The sequence below is a fragment of the Paraburkholderia domus genome (genome assembly GCF_905220705.1).
Taxonomy (GTDB): Bacteria; Pseudomonadota; Gammaproteobacteria; order Burkholderiales; family Burkholderiaceae; genus Paraburkholderia; species Paraburkholderia domus.
In genome coordinates this window covers 175,388-191,723 of sequence record NZ_CAJNAT010000003.1, presented here as the reverse complement: position 1 = coordinate 191,723, position 16,336 = coordinate 175,388, and the positions used below count along the sequence as shown (strand labels likewise).

Below are 16,336 nucleotides of genomic sequence, written 5' to 3'. Positions count from 1 at the left end.
TGAAACTTCACGCCAAACACGGATACGGAATCTAGATGGACGACGATAACACTCTCGACCTTTTCACCGAGCCGCCGCCCCCGGAAGGCGACTTCCTGACGCTCGGCAATTATGCGGAACGCCAGTACCTCGACTACGCAGTGAGCGTGGTCAAGGGCCGCGCGCTGCCCGATGTGTGCGACGGCCAGAAGCCGGTGCAGCGCCGCATCCTGTACGCCATGAACGACATGGGCCTCGGCGATAACGCCAAGCCCGTGAAGTCGGCGCGCGTGGTCGGCGACGTGCTGGGTAAGTACCACCCGCACGGTGACCAGTCGGCGTACGACGCACTCGTGCGTCTCGCGCAAGACTTCTCGATGCGCTATCCGCTGATCGACGGCCAGGGCAACTTCGGCTCGCGCGACGGCGACGGCGCAGCGGCGATGCGGTACACCGAAGCGCGCCTGACGCCGATCGCGAAGCTGCTGCTCGATGAGATCGACCAGGGCACGGTCGACTTCATGAAGAACTACGACGGCGAGTTCGATGAGCCGAGGCTCCTGCCCGGACGTTTGCCGTTCGTGTTGCTGAACGGCGCATCCGGCATTGCGGTGGGGCTGGCCACGGAAATCCCGTCACACAACCTGCGTGAAGTGGCGGCAGCGGCGGTCGCGATGATCCGTAATCCGAAGATCGAGCACGCCGAGTTGATGCAACACATCGCCGGGCCGGACTTTCCGGGCGGCGGCCAGATCATTTCGAGCGACGCCGAGATTTCCGCGGCCTACGAAAGCGGTCGTGGCAGCCTGAAGGTGCGCGCCCGCTGGAAGATCGAAGAGCTCGCACGCGGCCAGTGGCAACTCGTGATCACCGAACTGCCGCCGAACACGGCCGCGCAGAAGGTGCTCGAAGAAATCGAAGAGCAGACCAACCCGAAGATCAAGCTCGGCAAGAAGGCGCTCACGCCTGAACAGTTGCAGACCAAGCAGACCATGCTTGCACTGCTCGACGCGGTGCGCGACGAGTCGGGCAGAGACGCGCCGGTGCGTCTCGTGTTCGAGCCGAAGTCGAGCCGCATCGATCAGACCGATTTCGTCAACACGTTGCTCGCGCATACGAGCCTCGAATCGAACGCGTCGCTCAATATGGTGATGGTGGGCGGCGATGGCCGGCCGCGTCAGAAGGGCTTGAGCGAAATCATCCACGAGTGGATCGCGTTCCGCTTCGCGACGGTTACACGCCGCACACGTCATCGGTTGAGCAAGGTCGACGACCGGATTCATATTCTCGAAGGCCGGATGATCGTCTTTTTGAATATCGACGAAGTCATCCGCATCATCCGCGAGTCGGACGAACCGAAGGCCGCGCTGATGGCCGCGTTCGGCTTGTCGGACCGGCAGACCGAAGACATTCTCGAAATCCGTTTGCGTCAGTTGGCGCGGCTCGAGAAGATCAAGATCGAGAAGGAACTGGCCGAACTGCGCGACGAGAAGGCCAAGCTCGAAGAATTACTCGGCAGCGAATCGGCGATGAAGCGTCTGCTCATCAAGGAAATCGAAGGCGACGCAAAGCAATACGGCGACGAGCGCCGCACGCTGATCCAGCAGGAAAAGCGCGCCACGTTCGAAGCACGCGTGGTCGACGAGCCTGTTACGGTGGTGGTGTCGCAGAAGGGCTGGGTACGCGCGCTGAAGGGCCATGGCCTGGATGTGGCCGGCTTCACGTTCAAGGCCGGCGACGGACTCTACGCTGCGTTCCAGTGCCGCACGCCGGATACGCTGGTCGCGTGGGGCAGCAATGGCCGAGTCTATTCGGTGGCGGTTGCCACGCTGCCGGGTGGGCGGGGTGACGGTGTGCCGGTCACGTCGCTGATCGAACTCGAGTCGGGCAGCCATCTGATGCATTACTACGCGGCTTCCGCCGATCAGGCATTGCTGCTTGCATCGAGCAACGGCTTCGGCTTTGTCGCCAAGGTCGGCGACATGGTGAGCCGCGTGAAGGCCGGCAAGTCGTTCATGACGATCGACGCGGGCGCCGCGCCGCTCGCGCCGATGCCGATGCTGCCGGATGCGACGCATATCGCGTGTCTGTCCTCGGGCGGACGCCTGCTGGTGTTCGGCCTCGACGAGATGAAGACGCTTTCGGGCGGCGGACGCGGCGTCACGCTGATGGCGCTCGACGACAACGAAACGCTGGTGCAGGCGCTGTCCATCAACAAAGCGGGCGTGGTGTTGATCGGTACGCGTCGCGGTGGCCGTGTCGATGAAGAGAAGCTGAGCGGTGTCACGCTCACGCCGCATATTGGCAAGCGGGCGCGCAAGGGGCGTGCGCCTGAGAGCAAGATGAAGCTTGACGGTATGCGTCCCGTTGCTGCGTAATAAGAAATAGAAGTAGGGTAGAGCCAGGCATGAACGCGGCGTGCGCTTTAACGCGCACGCCGCGCGTTGCAAAAATCCGGGGTGCAGCGCCGTCGCGTAATCGGGCGCGTTGCAATAAGAACTACAAAGAATGTCAAGACGTCGTGAGTCCATGGAACTGCACGCATAGCGCGCGGTCGAATGCGCTCAATAGCCGCAATTAATATCATTCGTCAAAGCGGTATGGCGTCGTCGGGAGAGGAAAACAACATGAACAAAGCTATCGAACTCGTGCTCTTTTTGCATTTGCTCGCGGTCGCGGTGTGGGTGGGCGGGATGGTATTCGCGCATTTCTGCCTGCGCCCGGCCATTGCCGATCTCTCGCCACAGCTGCGCTTGCCTTTGTGGGAATCGGTGTTCGGCCGCTTCTTCAATTGGGTCGCCGCAGCCGTGCTGGTGATTCTCGTCACCGGCGGCTTCCTGCTGATGCAATTCGGCGGCGGTCACGCCACGTGGCCCTTGCATGCCATGGCCGGCCTCGGCATTGTGATGATGCTGATCTTCGGGCACATTCGCTTCGCCGTGTTCCCGCGTATTCGCCGCGCGGTGCAGGCGCAGAAGTGGCCGGACGGCGCCCAGGCAGTCGGCACGATCCGGCGTCTGGTACTGGTGAATATCGTGCTGGGCGTGGTGACGATCGGTGTGGCGGTGCTGTCGCGCGGGTTCTGAAAAGCCTGGCGATCAAGCGAGAGTTACTAACGCCTACGGCATGGCGCCGTAGGCCAGCCACAGCCCACACACGATCGCCACGGTCCCGTACACCACATACACCGGCACCTTGAGCTTCGCGAAGCACATGCCGGAGAACAGGGCCGTCAACAGATACACCGGTTTGAACGGCACATGCCCGGCAATGCGTAGTACGGCGACCGCAAGAAAGGCAGTGGTGACTGCCCGCAAGATCCGCATGCCGTGCTCGAAACGCGGATTGGCCTTCAACTGATGCAGATGCCGCTGCGCCAGCACCACGAGGCAGCCCGACGGCACAAAAAGCGCGAGTGTGGCGATCAGCGCACCTGCCCAGCCATCCACCAGATAGCCGAAGAACGGCACCACATTCAGCAGCGGTCCCGGCGACAACGGGGATAGCGAAAACGCCAAGGTGAAGTCGTTATCCGACACACCGATCGCCGGTGTGACGAACAGCGTCTTGAGCACCGGTAACGCAGAGAAGCCGCCACCGAACAAGGTCATGCCTGCACCGGCCAGCCGCGGCCATAGCAACGCCAGTTCATAGCGATGCGGCAACGGCAGGACGAACAACACCAGCAGCACGCACAAGCCCGCCAGCATCTGCCAGTCGCCGCGACCGATCGACACGACGATGCGCGTATTGCGATCCGGGCTGACCAGCCAGCCGGCGCCGAAGGCCGTGCCGAGCATGACCACGTAGGCCGCGGGACTGTGCGCATAGAAGAGCGCCACGCAACCGAGCACGGCCGCGGTCCATTCTAGCTTGCCGCGCACCAGCGCGCGCGTCTGCTTGTACCAGGTGATCGCGATCAGTGTTGCCAGCACTACGCTGAAGTGATTGAGCAAAGTTTGCGAAGCGGCGGCGCGCACGAGCGGCGTGCGATAGAAGATCGCAAACAGCGTCATCAGCGTAAAAAAGGGCAGCACGCTCGCGATGCCCGCCACCCAGGCACCGGCGCGTCCGCGCAGCGCATGCCCCAGTTGTACGGCGACATTGCAGCCCACCGGCCCGGGCACCATCCAGGCCAGCGCGATCAGATCGGAAAATGCCACGCGCGAGAGCCGTCCCTCGCGCTCTACATAGTGATTTTCAAGTTGCGCCATCAGCGCGAGGCCACCCCACGACAACGCCGACAGGCCGAACACAACCCGAAACAGCGTCCATAGCGGTTCCCGTTTTCCTCTTCTGGCGGCTTCCTGGCCCGTGATCGTCTGCATGGTGCCGCGGGCCCCGGCACGCGGGCGGCCCGCCCTCTGAGATCATCATTGTGTGTGTTGGCGCGGCCGGCAGCCGGCATCGCGCAGTGACGCAGTACAGCGTGAATGTAGCTGGTTTTGTGATGCCGCGGTTGGATATGCGCGGGGGCGGCGCTTATGCGCTGTATGCGGCGCGCCCGTGCGTGACAGGCGCGCCACTGCCGGACCGTATCAGCTATTGGCGCTCGTGCTGGCGCTTGACACGCTGCTGGTGCTGTCGGTTTCACGCGTGGCGCGGTGACCCTTCATGCCGCATACGCCAAAGCGTTCGAGAAGTGCCGGAATCGCGTCGACGGGCACCGGACGCGAGAACAGGAAACCCTGCGCCTCGATATGGCCCAGCGCGGCGAGCCACGCGATCTGCTCTTCGGTCTCGGTGCCCTCGACCACCACCGTGAGTCCGAGCGAGCGCGCCAGATTGACGATCGCGGTGACCATCACGCACACGCTGCGGTCGCCGGGAATCGCCTGGATGAACGAACGGTCCACCTTCAGCGTGTCGACCGAGAAGCGGTTCAGGTAAGAGAGCGACGAATAGCCTGTGCCGAAATCGTCGAGCGCGATTCGCACACCGAGGCGCTTCAACGCGAAGATCTTCTCCGAGACGAGTTCGGGATATTCCATCATCGCCGTCTCGGTGATTTCGAGTTCGAGACGGCGCGCGGAGATGCCGCTTTCTTCGATTGCGTGCGAGACGGTTTCGTACAGATCGCCGCGCCAGAACTGCACCGCGGAGATGTTCACCGCGAGCGATAGCGTGTCGTAGCCCTGTTGCTGCCACAACGCCAGTTGACGGCAGGCGGTCTCGATCACGAAGTCGCCGATCGGCACGATCAGTCCGGTGGATTCGGCGACGGGAATGAATTCGTTGGCCGGGATCAGGCCGTGTTGCGGATGATTCCAGCGCACCAGCGCTTCAAAGCCGGTGATGCAACGGCGCGTCAGATCGATCTTCGGCTGATAGGTGAGAAACAGTTGGCCTTCGGCGAGCGCCACGCGCAACTGCTGTTCCCACTTCATCAAATGGTCCGCGCGGTGCGACAGCTGCGGCGAATAGAACTGGTAACAGTTCTTGCCCGCGTCCTTCGCGCTGTACATGGCGAGGTCGGCTTTTTTCAGCAGGTCGATCTCGCTCTCGTTGGCGACTGAGTAGAGCGCGATGCCGATGCTCGCATGCAACACGAACGAACTACCGCGCACTTCGAAAGGCTTGGCGAACGCGTCGGCAGCAGCTTCGGCGAGTGTGACAGCGCGCTTCTCGACGTCGTCGCCCTTGATCACTACGACGAACTCATCGCCGCCAATGCGGCTCAACGTGCCGTCGTCGCCAACCGCAGCGGCGAGGCGCGAGGCCGTCATCTGCAGCACGATGTCGCCGGCGTTGTGACCTAGCGTGTCGTTGACGGTCTTGAAGTTGTCGAGGTCGATGAAGAGAATCGCGAGGTGCCCGAGATTGGCAGGCTGTGCCACGTCGTGCCGCAGTGTTTGCAGCGTCGCATAGCGATTGCGCAAACCGGTCAGCAGATCGTATTCGACGAGGTGCGTCATCTCGCGCTCGCGGCCGAGCAGCTTGCCGATCAAACCGGTGGCCACCGCGAAGAAGCTCAGCATCGCGAGCGAAATGAAGCCCGCCATCAGCAGATAGACATTGCGCGTGTGGTTGTAGTCGGCGAATTCTTCGGCTTGCGACAGACCCACTATCACGCCGAGCGGATAGCCGTCGATATGCCGATACGAAACGATGCGCGTGACGTTATCGATCGAATCGACGTAGGTGCCCGAGACATGCTCCGAGGTCGGATACGAGCCGCTCGCCGAGAATGAGCCGCTGGCAGTGTCGACGCTGCCCGTGCGGCGCGCCAGCACCGTGCCGTTGTCGGAGATGACCGCGATCACGCCTTCGCGGCCGATGGCCGCGTTGTTATAGAAGTCGCTGGTGAAATAGCTCGGGTCTTCGGAGACCACCACGACGCCCGCGAACGAGCCGTCGGGATGATTCAGACGCCGCGTCATCTGCAAGGTCCAGTGGCCGGAGACGCGGCCGAGCACCGGCTTGCTGATATACAACTGGTCGTCGTTTTCATGTTCGTGGACCTTGAAGTGTTCGCGGTCCGACAGATCGATATGTTTGGGATTGAGCTCGGCCGTGTTGGCGATCAGCGTGCCGTGCTCGTCGATCAGCGACACCTGCACCAGCGTCTCGCTCTGTACCACGCCTTTTTCGACCGTGCTGGCCAGATCGAAATGATTCGGCGTTTTCTCGAACTCGTATTTGACGAAGCGGGTGATCTGGTCAACCTGGTGAATCGCCTTGACCGTGTGCTGCTCCAGCGCAGCGGAGAGAATCGCGGCAGAGGCCATCGCTTCACGACTGGTGGCTTCTTTTTCAACCGACAGGCGCGCGAAGATGACAGTCCAAAGCAGGATCAGCACCAGCACGCCGAGCGCGGGAATGGCGAGCAAAGCGCGGCGGCGCGACAGAGCGGGGTCGCGGCGGGGTTTGGCTTCGCGCGGGTCGGAGAAGCGGAACTGGCTCATTGAGAGGCTCGTTCCCTGGCGCCGGCCTTTGGCGACTGCGCGAGCATTGACTGCGCTGATTTCATAGGTGGCTGCATGGTGACCAAGGTGCCGGAACTGCTGCGCAGGGGAAGGGAGCGTGGCGTCGTGCGTGATCGTCCGCAGGTCACCGGGTACGTTTCGATATTACTGAATGCCACTGGATTAAGGAAGGGTCCGCGCATCGGGTATACGCGCGCGCAACAGACCGTCCCGGCCGGCTGAATTCGCAACCGATGCGGCCGGCCTTGGGGCCACGGCCCGGCAGTCGTTGTTGAATATTTCATCGGGATCCGGAATTCAGGTGTGCCAGGCCTCTTATTATGCATAGGGCATTAAACATGCATACGATGCGACGTTTTACGCTCAAGCGTGGCTGGAAGCGGCGAGCGCCGCGGCATCGGGTTCGGCATCGAACACGGCTGCAAGCGGATTACCTTTGACGGGCACCGACGTGAACACGTCGATCTGTTTGAAACGAACGGTGTTGGCGGGCATCGGGCGCGGTCCGGCGAATCCAGCAGATTGGTAGGGTTCAGGGATTCTACCTGGTGACAAAGGAACGATCTACCTCGCCACAAATGCAAAACGCGCCGCAGGTGGCAGACACCTCGCGACGCGTTCAGTACGCTCAGGACGAGCCGCCGGGCGAACCGGCAGCCGAACCTGTTGGAATGCGTTATTCGACTTCGGCGATCATCTCGATCTCGACACATGCGCCGAGCGGAATCTGCGCCACGCCGAATGCCGAGCGCGCATGCTTGCCGCGCTCGCCGAACACGTCAGCGACCAGTTCGGAGGCACCGTTGGTGACCAGATGCTGTTCGGTGAACTCGAGCGTCGAGTTGACAAGGCTCATCAGCTTGACGATGCGCGTGACGCGGTTCAGATCGCCCACATGCGCATGCAGCGTCGCGAGCAGGTCGATCGCGATCGAGCGCGCGGCGGCCTTGCCTTCTTCGGTGGTGAGCGTGGCGCCGAGCTTGCCGGTCCAGACCTTGCCGTCCTTCTTCGCGATGTGGCCCGACAGGTACACCGTGTTGCCGCTTTGCGCGCTCATCACATAAGCGGCTGCCGGTGCGCCCGCGCTCGGCAGTTCGATGCCCAGTTCCTTGAGCTTGTCGTACACGTTGGTTTGAGCCATGTTTCGTCCTTGATCAGTAGGGAATTCGGTGGTTCGGATCGGGTCGGGACAGCTTAGAGCTTCGTGCGGATCAGTGCCGCGAGACGTGACACGCCTTCGTCGATCTTCGCCGGCGGCACCGTGACGAACGACAGGCGCAGCGTGTTGTGCTGGGCTTCGTTCGCGAAGAACGGACCGCCTGGCACGAACGCGACATTCTGCGCGACGGCTTCTTCGAGCAGCTTCATGCTGTCGATCTGCGCGGGCAGATTCACCCACACGAACATGCCGCCTTCCGGACGGTTCCAGCTTACGCCTTCCGGCATGTAGCGTTCGAGCGAGGCGAGCATCGCCGCGCATTGATCGCGGTACAGTTCGCGAATGGTCGGCACGTGCGTGTCGAGGAAGCCGTCCTTGATCACTTCGTACACGATGCGCTGCGTGAAGCTCGGCGTGTGCAGATCAGTGGCTTGCTTGGCCTGCACGAGTTTGAAGATCAGTTCTTCGGGCGCGATGATGTAGCCGACCCGCAGGCCCGGCGCCAGCACTTTCGAGAACGAGCCGAGATGGACGATGTGATCCGGCGCCATGGACAGCATGGTGGGCAGCGGTTCACCTGCGTAGTCGAGCGCGCCGTAGGGATCGTCTTCGATCACCGGGAACGGTGCGGTCTTCGCAAACGCTGCCAGCGCACGGCGGCGTTCGATCGGCAGGCGTCGGCCCGTCGGATTCTGGAAGTTCGGTTGTGCGTATAACAGGCGCGCGCCCGCCGTCAGTTCGGGCGTGAGCGCTTCGGGGATCAACCCTTGCTCGTCGGTCGGCACCTGCACGTAGCGCGGCTCGTACATCGAGAACGATTGCAGCGCGCCGAGGTAGGTCGGTGTTTCAACCAGTACCGGGCTGTCCGGGCATACCAGCACTTTGCCTAGCAGGTCGAGCGCTTGCTGCGAACCGGTCGTGATCAGTACCTGCGAAGGGCGGATCTGCGCACCGTTCACCGAGTAGCGCTGCGCGATCCATTCACGCAGCGGCAGATAGCCTTCGGTCGCGCTGTATTGCAGTGCCGCGCCGGGTGCGTCGCGCAGAATGCGGTCGGCTGCTTCGCGCATGCGTTCGGCCGGGAATGTGGCCGGCGAGGGCAGGCCGCCCGCGAACGAAATGACTTCGGGCCGTTCCGTGACTTTCAGGATCTCGCGGATCGCCGAGCTCGTGAGCTTGCGTGCGCGTTCGGACAGTTGCCACGTGGGGGCTTTCAAGTCGCTTTGGTCCATGGTCTCCTCTGCTGGTATCTCTGGAACTGGTCAAAACTTCGATTATCGCGCGAGTCGTCGACCCGCGCGCGCTGCTTAATTAAGGGTCCGTAGACCATTGGGTGTTTCAAACTCGGCGATGAGCGCCGCTGCGCCTTCCGTGGGCTCGAGCGCGATCAGGTGCGCCGCGCCCAACCAATGCAATTGCGCCGCGATTGCGTCGGCTTGCGGATGGGTTGCTTTCAAAGCTTTCAGTGCGATGTCCGTTTCCGGCAAGGCCGCCGACGGATGCCGCGGCGTGTCCCACTGGATCAGCGATGGCAGCACGCCGTCGCCTGCGCCTTGCCAGGCAGGGAAGGCGCCGTCGTCAGGCACCGATAGCCCCCAGCTGAAATCGCCCCGCGTCATTGGCACGATCGGTGCGGTGCGCTGCGGATATTGTGTTTGCCAATCGGAAAGCCGCTTCGGCCGATCGACCCGGGCGACCCAGTGCGACAGGTAGGGCCCTTTTTCGAGCCGCGCGTGCGTCGCCGGGTCGTCGAGGGCAAACAGGCGGGCGCGCGGTGCCGCACCATCGGTCGCAACAGCCGCTTGCGGGTCGATTGCGATTACCTCCAGATACACGCCGCCCCACAGGTTCAGCAGGCGATTGTGCGTGCGCATCAGCGGATGCGCGCCGCCGCCGGCCGGTGCGACGCCGAGTGTGTCGGCGACGTACTGCGTGCCCTCGTCGAGGGTACGGGCGGAAATCACGAGGTGATCGAGACGGAGCGAATGAGCAGTCATGGCGGATCGGGAAAACGGTTTCTGCGGTAAGCCGGAACGCGCGCCGGGTGCGGCAGCAGCGTTGCCGGGGTCGTAAGCATAACCGTTTGCCGGGTCGGCGGGCCAGACGGATGGCGTTTGGGCTGGTTTTGCCCGAGGCCGTTCGCCTGCGGCGCGGTGCAACCCGAGCCGCTTCATCATCCGTTGCTTATCTTAAATGTAGCCTTAAATGTAGCGGCGGCGACCGGCACAGTAACGGTACAATCGATTCGATACCGTTCGGTACAGTTGGAGCCCGTTATGTCCGTCCCGCTTGCCCAGATTCCTACCCCGCACGATACGGCGTCGCTGACGCTGGTCGAGCAGCTCGTCCAGTGGGCGCGCCGCCGCATCGAGGAGCGCGTGTTTCGCCCCGGCATGCGCATGCCGTCGATCCGCAAGCTGGCGCTGGACAAGGGTGTGTCGCGCTTCACGGTGGTCGAGGCTTACGAACGGCTGGTGGCGCAGGGCTATCTGGAGTCGCGGCGCGGCTCCGGCTTCTATGTGCGCGAACGGCTCGGCGGGGTGTCGGCGCCCGAGATCCGTACGATCGCCGCCGCCGCGCCCGCGCCCGCCGCGATCGACGTTGTCTGGCTGCTTCGCAATATGCTTTATACGGGGGCGCGCCCCGAGCGCAGTCCGGGCCTGGGCTACCTGCCGGGGCGCTGGCTCGACGGTGATCTGATCACCAACGCGCTGCGCACGCTCGGCCGGCAAAGCGGTGCTCAGATGCTTGGAATTGGCACGCCGCAGGGCTTTTTGCCGCTGCGCCAGCAGTTGCAGACGCGGCTTGAGGAGCTGGAAATCGGCGCTTCGCCGGATCAGATCGTGATGGTCTCCGGCATTACCCAGGCAATTGACCTGATTTCGCGGATCTACGTGAAGCCGGGCGATGCGGTAATCGTCGGCGATCCGGCCTGGTTCCAGATGTTCGGGCGTTTTGCATCGCAGGGCGCGCGCCTCATCGGCATGCCGTACACGTCGGACGGACCGGACCTCGACGCGCTCGAGGCGCTGGTTGAGACCTGGCGGCCGAAAATGCTGGTGATCAATTCGGTGCTGCAGAATCCGACCGGCACGTCACTCACGGCCGCGCAGGCGTTCCGTATCCTGCGGCTTGCCGAAGCGTACGACTTCATCGTCGTCGAAGATGATATTTATGGCGATCTGTGCCCGCCGAGCTATCCCGGCACGCGGCTCGCGAGCCTCGACCAGTTGAAGCGCGTGATTTACCTCGGCAGTTTTTCGAAAACGCTCGCGCCCAATCTGCGCGTGGGTTTTATCGCGTGTGCGCCGGAGGTGGCCACGGCCGTCAGCGATCAGAAAATGCTGGTCGGCATGACGAGCCCCGAACTGAACGAGCGCGTGCTTTACAAGATTCTCACCGAGGGCCACTACCGCCGGCATGTCGAGCGGCTGCGCGCGCGGCTCGACGGCGTGCGCGAGAAGTCCGTGCGGATGCTGGAGAAGACGGGTATGAAGCTGTTCCTGACACCCGCAGCGGGCATGTTCCTGTGGGCCGACACCGGCGTCGACGCGAGCGCGTTCGCGGCCGCCGGGCACGAAGACGGTTTCCTGCTGTCGCCTGGGAGCCTGTTTTCTCCGCAGCAGTCGCCGAGCACATGGATGCGTTTTAATATCGCCAACTGTGCCGATCCTGAGCTGTCGACGTTTCTGTGCCGCTATCTGGACAGCGTCGCGCGGCGCGCCTCTTGAAACCGCGCCGGCTTGCCCCAACTTAGGCGGACGACCCGGCGACGCGGCCGTGCGCCACGCCTGACTAGAACCCCATTCGTAACAGAGAGGAAGTCCGACCATGGCACAAGAAACCATGAGCTTTCAGGCAGAAGTTAAACAACTTCTGCACCTGATGATCCATTCGTTGTACAGCAACAAGGAAATCTTTCTGCGCGAGCTGATTTCGAACGCGTCCGACGCGGCCGACAAGCTGCGCTTCGAAGCGATCGAAAACAGCGCGCTGTACGAAAACGATCCGAACCTGCGGATTCGCGTGTCGTACGACAAGGCCGCGCGCACCATCACGCTCGACGACAACGGCATCGGCATGAGCCGCGACGAAGCGATCGCCAACCTCGGCACGATCGCGCGCTCGGGCACCAAGGAATTCTTCGGCAAGCTCTCCGGCGACCAGCAGAAAGATGCGGCGCTGATCGGCCAGTTCGGCGTGGGCTTTTACTCCGGCTTTATCGTCGCGGACAAGATCACGGTCGAAACGCGCCGCGCCGGCTTGCCGGCTTCAGAAGGCGTGCGCTGGGAAAGCGCGGGCGAGGGCGATTTCGCGGTGGAGCAGATCGAACGCGCTGCGCGCGGCACCACCATCACGCTGCATCTGCGTGCCGATGAAGACGAATTGCTGTCGTCGCATCGTCTGAAGTCGATCATCCAGAAGTACTCGGACCACGTCGCGCTGCCCATCCTGATGGCGAAGGAGGAGTGGGACGCCGAAAAGAGCGAGATGGTCACGAAGGACGAGGACGAGACCGTCAACCAGGCGAGCGCGCTGTGGACCCGTTCGAAGAACGACATCACAGAAGAACAGTACAAGCAGTTCTACCAGCACCTCTCGCACGATCATCAGGATCCGCTGACATGGACGCATAACCGCGTCGAGGGCCGCAGCGAATACACGCAACTGCTGTATGTGCCGACGCAAGCGCCGTTCGACATGTTCAACCGCGATCATCGCGCCGGTCTGAAGCTGTATGTGAAGCGTGTGTTCATCATGGACGACGCCGAACAACTGCTGCCGGGGTATCTGCGTTTCGTGAAGGGCGTGGTCGATTCGGCTGATCTGCCGTTGAACGTTTCGCGCGAAATCCTGCAAGAAAGCCGCGATGTGAAGGCGATCCGCGAAGGCGTGACCAAGCGCTCACTGTCGATGCTCGAAGAACTGGCCAATTCGGAGAACGACGCCGATAAGGAAAAGTACGCTGGCTTCTGGAAGGAATTCGGCCAGGTGCTGAAGGAAGGCATCGGCGAAGACTTCGCGAATCGCGAGCGTATCGCCAAGCTCGTGCGCTTTGCGTCGACCCATACGGAATCGCCGGAGCAAACGGTTTCGCTCGCCGACTACGTTTCGCGTATGAAGCCCGAGCAGACCAAGATCTACTACGTGACCGCCGACACCTGGCAGGCCGCGACCCACAGCCCGCATCTCGAAGTGTTCCGCAAGAAGGGCGTGGAAGTGCTGCTGCTGACCGATCGCGTCGATGAATGGATGCTGTCGTTCCTGAACGAATTCGACGGCAAGCCGCTGCAAAGCGTCGCGCGCGGCGATCTCGATCTGGGTGCGTTGAATGATGAGGAAAAGCAGGCGCAGGAGAAGGTCGGCGAAGAGTTCAAGCCGCTCGTCGAGAAGATGAAAGAAGCGCTGAAGGACAAGGCCAAGGACGTGCGCCTGACGTTCCGCCTGACTGACTCGCCGTCTTGCCTCGTGGCTGACGATGGCGAAATGAGCGGCTATCTGCAACGCATGCTGAAGGCGGCAGGCCAGGACGCGCCGTCGTTCCATCCGATTCTCGAAGTGAATCCTGAGCATGCGCTGGTGAAGGGCTTGCACGCGGATAGCGCAAGTTTCGACGACTGGTGTCATCTGCTGTTCGATCAGGCGCTGCTTGCTGAGGGTGGCGCGCTGGAAGATCCGGCGAGCTTCGTGAAGCGTACTAACGCTTTGTTGCTGGCGCGTGCGGGTTGAGCTTTCGAGTTTGAGTTGAGTTTGGATCGGCGTCGTTTTGACGCTTGTCGTTAAAAAATGCGCTGCTTCGGCAGCGCATTTTTTTGCCCGTTTGTGCGTTCTTCTGTTCGCCGGGCTGCCCGGCGCGGAGGTCGCGCCGGCTTTGTCAGTTGGACAACGGCGAGCGCCTAGTGCGCGGGCGCTTGCCCATGCAAATGACGCACCTGCGATAGCACGGAGCCAGCCAGTTCCTTTGCCTCGATGCAGGAATGATGGTCAGCCAGTACTTTTGCCGCGAGACTGCCGATCGCCGTGCTGGTCTGCTTCGATGTGTGATGTTGTGCGAGCGCTGAACCGGCCAGTTCCTTCTCCTGATACAAGGCGCCCGGACGCCGCAATACGATGGCGGCCAGATGTGCGATGCGGTCAGAAGTTTCTTTCGAGTTCGTAGTATTCAATCCTTACTCCTTTTTGGTTTTTTGTTGATCCGGGCGATTTGGAGCGTCGCCAGAAGTCGACCGGAAAATAATTATGGTTAACTAAGCAAATCTATTCAACAAAACTAAATCGAGATGGATTTGTGAGATGTGAAAACACGTATTTGTCTTATGCTGGCTCGATCGAAACTCGGATGCTTAAGGGATTATTTGCAATCTTTAAGCCATTTATGCACCGAGTCTTATTTTTGCGATCGCGCCCCTGCGTGCGACAACTCTTTGTATTCCCATGTCCGATTCCAACCTGGTGAAACCTGCTGATCCCGTGTGTCTTCTGTGGTCGATCTTGCGCGAACAAGGCTTCGACGCCGCCGAGCGACGAGCCCTCGAACTCGTCGCAGAGGGGGGCGCGCCGCAATTGCACGCAGACCTGTGCGCGAGCGCAGGGCGTTTCGAAGCGGCATATCACAGTGCATCGCAAGCGCCGGCGGCAGGGAGCGGCGCGCGTCATGCACGCGTGGCACTGTTCGCCGACGCACTCGGGCGCGCTGACGCCGCGCAGCGCAATAGTGAACTCGTGGTAGCAGCGCAGCCGTGGGCTGCGACGGTCGAATGGATCGTCTGGTTGATCGATCGCTGTGGCGCGCATTCGGCCGCGGCGCACATGTTGCGCGCGTATGAGCCGCACGCGCCACAAGACGCCCGCGCCCCCTGGTGGTTGGCGATCGCGCTTGCGGCGTTGCCTGATGAGAGCGCGAGAGCCGAGCGTCGCGCGGCGCTATTGCGGGCTTATGCGCTCGATCCGGCGATCCACCCGGCGTTGCCGTTGCAACTCGTGCTGGCGTTCCGGGAAATCCGCGATTGGTCCACGGTCGCACGCGTTTGTCGCGAGGTGCTGGCGCACCATCCCGGCGATGCCGAGATCGCCTGGCAACTGAGCCATGCGCAATGGCAGTGCAACGACGCCGCCGCGGCGGAGGCGACCATGCGCGCTGTCGATGCCTCCGCGCCCGGCAACGCCCATGTGCTGGCCGCGATCGGTATGTATCTAGCCGAGCAGGCGCGTTTTGCCGACAGCGAAGCGGCGCTGCATGCAGCCCTCGCACTCGATCCGTCGGCGCCGCAAGCGGCCGTCGATCTGGCCGATCTGAAGTTGCGCCGCGGCGACTGGTCGAGCGCATGGCCGCACTTCGCGGCGCGTCTGACGCGTGAGGACCGCGAACCGAACAACGTCGTGACCGTGATGGAGCGGTTGTGTCCGCGCTGGACGGGCGAGCCGCTCGCCGGCAAGACCTTGATCGTGCATAGCGAACAAGGCAACGGCGACGATATCCAGATGGTGCGTTTTGTGCCCGAACTGGCGGCGCGCGTACGCGACGAGGGCGGCCGGTTGGTGCTTGCGGTGCGCCGGGCGCTACAGCCGCTGCTTGCGCGCTCATATGCGGATTGTGTGTCCATCGAGGATGGACCGCTCGGCAAGCCGCACTTTGGCCTGCCGATGATGAGCCTGCCGTCGGTGCTTGGCTCGCGGCCTGACCAGGTGCGTGGTGCGGCCTATCTGTCTGCCGACGCAAGCCGCGTGGCCGCATGGCGCGAGCGGGTCAGCGCATGTGGTGGAGAGGCTGCGCGATTGCATGTCGGCCTCGTTTGGTCGGGCAGCCCGACCCATCGCCGCGACGCGAAGCGGTCGATTCCACTTGCGGCGCTGGCTCCGGTGCTCGCGCTACCCAATGTGGTGTTCCATCCGCTGACGCCGGGTCGTCACGCTGATGTGGCGGCTTTGAGTGCTCAGGGGTATCGCGTGTGCGATCTGACTGCGCACTACCACGCCGGTTTCGACGACGTGGCCGCGCACGTGGCCGCGCACGTGAGCGCGCTCGATACCGTGGTGACCATCGATAGCGCGCCTTTGCATTTGGGCGGCGCATTGGGGCGCCCCGTGCTGGCGATGCTCGATCACGTGTCGCACTGGTGTTGGGGCAATGAGGAGATGCAGCCTTGGTATGACTCTGTCGATCTGTTCAGGCAGCCGAGTCCGGGGGCGTGGGAGCCGGTGGTCGAGCGCGTTACGGCCCAATTGGCGGCGATGCCAGGCGCGCGATAGTTGTTCGCGCGAATGGCGCGGA

At 62.6% G+C, this 16,336-nt stretch carries 11 protein-coding genes and 1 pseudogene; 5 read left to right on the top strand and 7 right to left on the bottom strand.

Annotated elements, in window-relative coordinates; genetic code table 11:
* The first annotated feature begins 35 nt into the window (after positions 1-35).
* Positions 36-2,357, top strand: coding sequence for a DNA topoisomerase IV subunit A (parC, locus tag KHO31_RS08695; RefSeq protein WP_201074975.1), 2,322 nt, complete (start codon positions 36-38; stop codon positions 2,355-2,357).
* Positions 2,358-2,606: 249 nt separating this feature from the next.
* Positions 2,607-3,065 (top strand): CopD family protein, encoded by a 459-nt coding sequence (locus tag KHO31_RS08690; RefSeq protein WP_211623064.1) that lies wholly within the window; start codon positions 2,607-2,609, stop codon positions 3,063-3,065.
* A 33-nt stretch (positions 3,066-3,098) separates the two neighbouring features.
* Here KHO31_RS08690 and KHO31_RS08685 read toward each other — a convergent pair whose 3' ends face one another.
* The 6 genes and pseudogenes from KHO31_RS08685 to KHO31_RS08660 form a co-directional block, all read right to left on the bottom strand.
* Complete coding sequence (locus KHO31_RS08685; RefSeq protein WP_201074977.1) at positions 3,099-4,307, bottom strand: chromate transporter; 1,209 nt, start codon at positions 4,305-4,307, stop codon at positions 3,099-3,101.
* A 210-nt stretch (positions 4,308-4,517) separates the two neighbouring features.
* Positions 4,518-6,884, bottom strand: coding sequence for a bifunctional diguanylate cyclase/phosphodiesterase (locus KHO31_RS08680; protein WP_201074978.1), 2,367 nt, complete (start codon positions 6,882-6,884; stop codon positions 4,518-4,520).
* Positions 6,885-7,286: 402 nt separating this feature from the next.
* A pseudogene (locus tag KHO31_RS08675) lies at positions 7,287-7,400 on the bottom strand (PhzF family phenazine biosynthesis protein); the annotation flags it as partial.
* Between the two features lie 181 nt (positions 7,401-7,581).
* Positions 7,582-8,046, bottom strand: coding sequence for a RidA family protein (locus KHO31_RS08670; RefSeq protein ID WP_201074979.1), 465 nt, complete (start codon positions 8,044-8,046; stop codon positions 7,582-7,584).
* A gap of 53 nt (positions 8,047-8,099) precedes the next feature.
* Positions 8,100-9,296 (bottom strand): aminotransferase-like domain-containing protein, encoded by a 1,197-nt coding sequence (locus tag KHO31_RS08665; RefSeq protein ID WP_201074980.1) that lies wholly within the window; start codon positions 9,294-9,296, stop codon positions 8,100-8,102.
* A gap of 75 nt (positions 9,297-9,371) precedes the next feature.
* The gene (locus KHO31_RS08660; protein ID WP_201084875.1) at positions 9,372-10,061 is read right to left on the bottom strand and encodes a VOC family protein; all 690 of its coding nucleotides are present in this window, start codon (positions 10,059-10,061) and stop codon (positions 9,372-9,374) included.
* A 279-nt stretch (positions 10,062-10,340) separates the two neighbouring features.
* Here KHO31_RS08660 and KHO31_RS08655 point away from each other — a divergent pair, with 279 nt between their 5' ends.
* Entirely contained in the window at positions 10,341-11,795 is a 1,455-nt protein-coding gene (locus tag KHO31_RS08655; RefSeq protein ID WP_201074982.1) for an aminotransferase-like domain-containing protein, read from the top strand.
* A gap of 100 nt (positions 11,796-11,895) precedes the next feature.
* Complete coding sequence (gene htpG / locus KHO31_RS08650; protein ID WP_201074983.1) at positions 11,896-13,794, top strand: molecular chaperone HtpG; 1,899 nt, start codon at positions 11,896-11,898, stop codon at positions 13,792-13,794.
* Positions 13,795-13,961: 167 nt separating this feature from the next.
* Here htpG and KHO31_RS08645 read toward each other — a convergent pair whose 3' ends face one another.
* Complete coding sequence (locus KHO31_RS08645) at positions 13,962-14,231, bottom strand: hypothetical protein (RefSeq protein WP_201074984.1); 270 nt, start codon at positions 14,229-14,231, stop codon at positions 13,962-13,964.
* A 268-nt stretch (positions 14,232-14,499) separates the two neighbouring features.
* Between KHO31_RS08645 and KHO31_RS08640 the strand changes: the two genes are divergently transcribed.
* Positions 14,500-16,314 carry a tetratricopeptide repeat protein gene (locus KHO31_RS08640; protein WP_211623063.1) on the top strand — a complete coding sequence of 605 codons (1,815 nt, stop codon included), beginning with the start codon at positions 14,500-14,502 and terminating at the stop codon, positions 16,312-16,314.
* Positions 16,315-16,336 lie beyond the last annotated feature (22 nt).

What these genes read in the sequence shown, in the direction of transcription:
- parC (WP_201074975.1), top strand. Translation starts at nt 36, where the DNA reads ATGGACGACGATAACACTCTCGACCTTTTCACCGAGCCGCCGCCCCCG.
- KHO31_RS08690 (WP_211623064.1), top strand. Translation starts at nt 2,607, where the DNA reads ATGAACAAAGCTATCGAACTCGTGCTCTTTTTGCATTTGCTCGCGGTC.
- KHO31_RS08685 (WP_201074977.1), bottom strand. Translation starts at nt 4,307, where the DNA reads ATGCAGACGATCACGGGCCAGGAAGCCGCCAGAAGAGGAAAACGGGAA.
- KHO31_RS08680 (WP_201074978.1), bottom strand. Translation starts at nt 6,884, where the DNA reads ATGAGCCAGTTCCGCTTCTCCGACCCGCGCGAAGCCAAACCCCGCCGC.
- KHO31_RS08670 (WP_201074979.1), bottom strand. Translation starts at nt 8,046, where the DNA reads ATGGCTCAAACCAACGTGTACGACAAGCTCAAGGAACTGGGCATCGAA.
- KHO31_RS08665 (WP_201074980.1), bottom strand. Translation starts at nt 9,296, where the DNA reads ATGGACCAAAGCGACTTGAAAGCCCCCACGTGGCAACTGTCCGAACGC.
- KHO31_RS08660 (WP_201084875.1), bottom strand. Translation starts at nt 10,061, where the DNA reads ATGACTGCTCATTCGCTCCGTCTCGATCACCTCGTGATTTCCGCCCGT.
- KHO31_RS08655 (WP_201074982.1), top strand. Translation starts at nt 10,341, where the DNA reads ATGTCCGTCCCGCTTGCCCAGATTCCTACCCCGCACGATACGGCGTCG.
- htpG (WP_201074983.1), top strand. Translation starts at nt 11,896, where the DNA reads ATGGCACAAGAAACCATGAGCTTTCAGGCAGAAGTTAAACAACTTCTG.
- KHO31_RS08640 (WP_211623063.1), top strand. Translation starts at nt 14,500, where the DNA reads ATGTCCGATTCCAACCTGGTGAAACCTGCTGATCCCGTGTGTCTTCTG.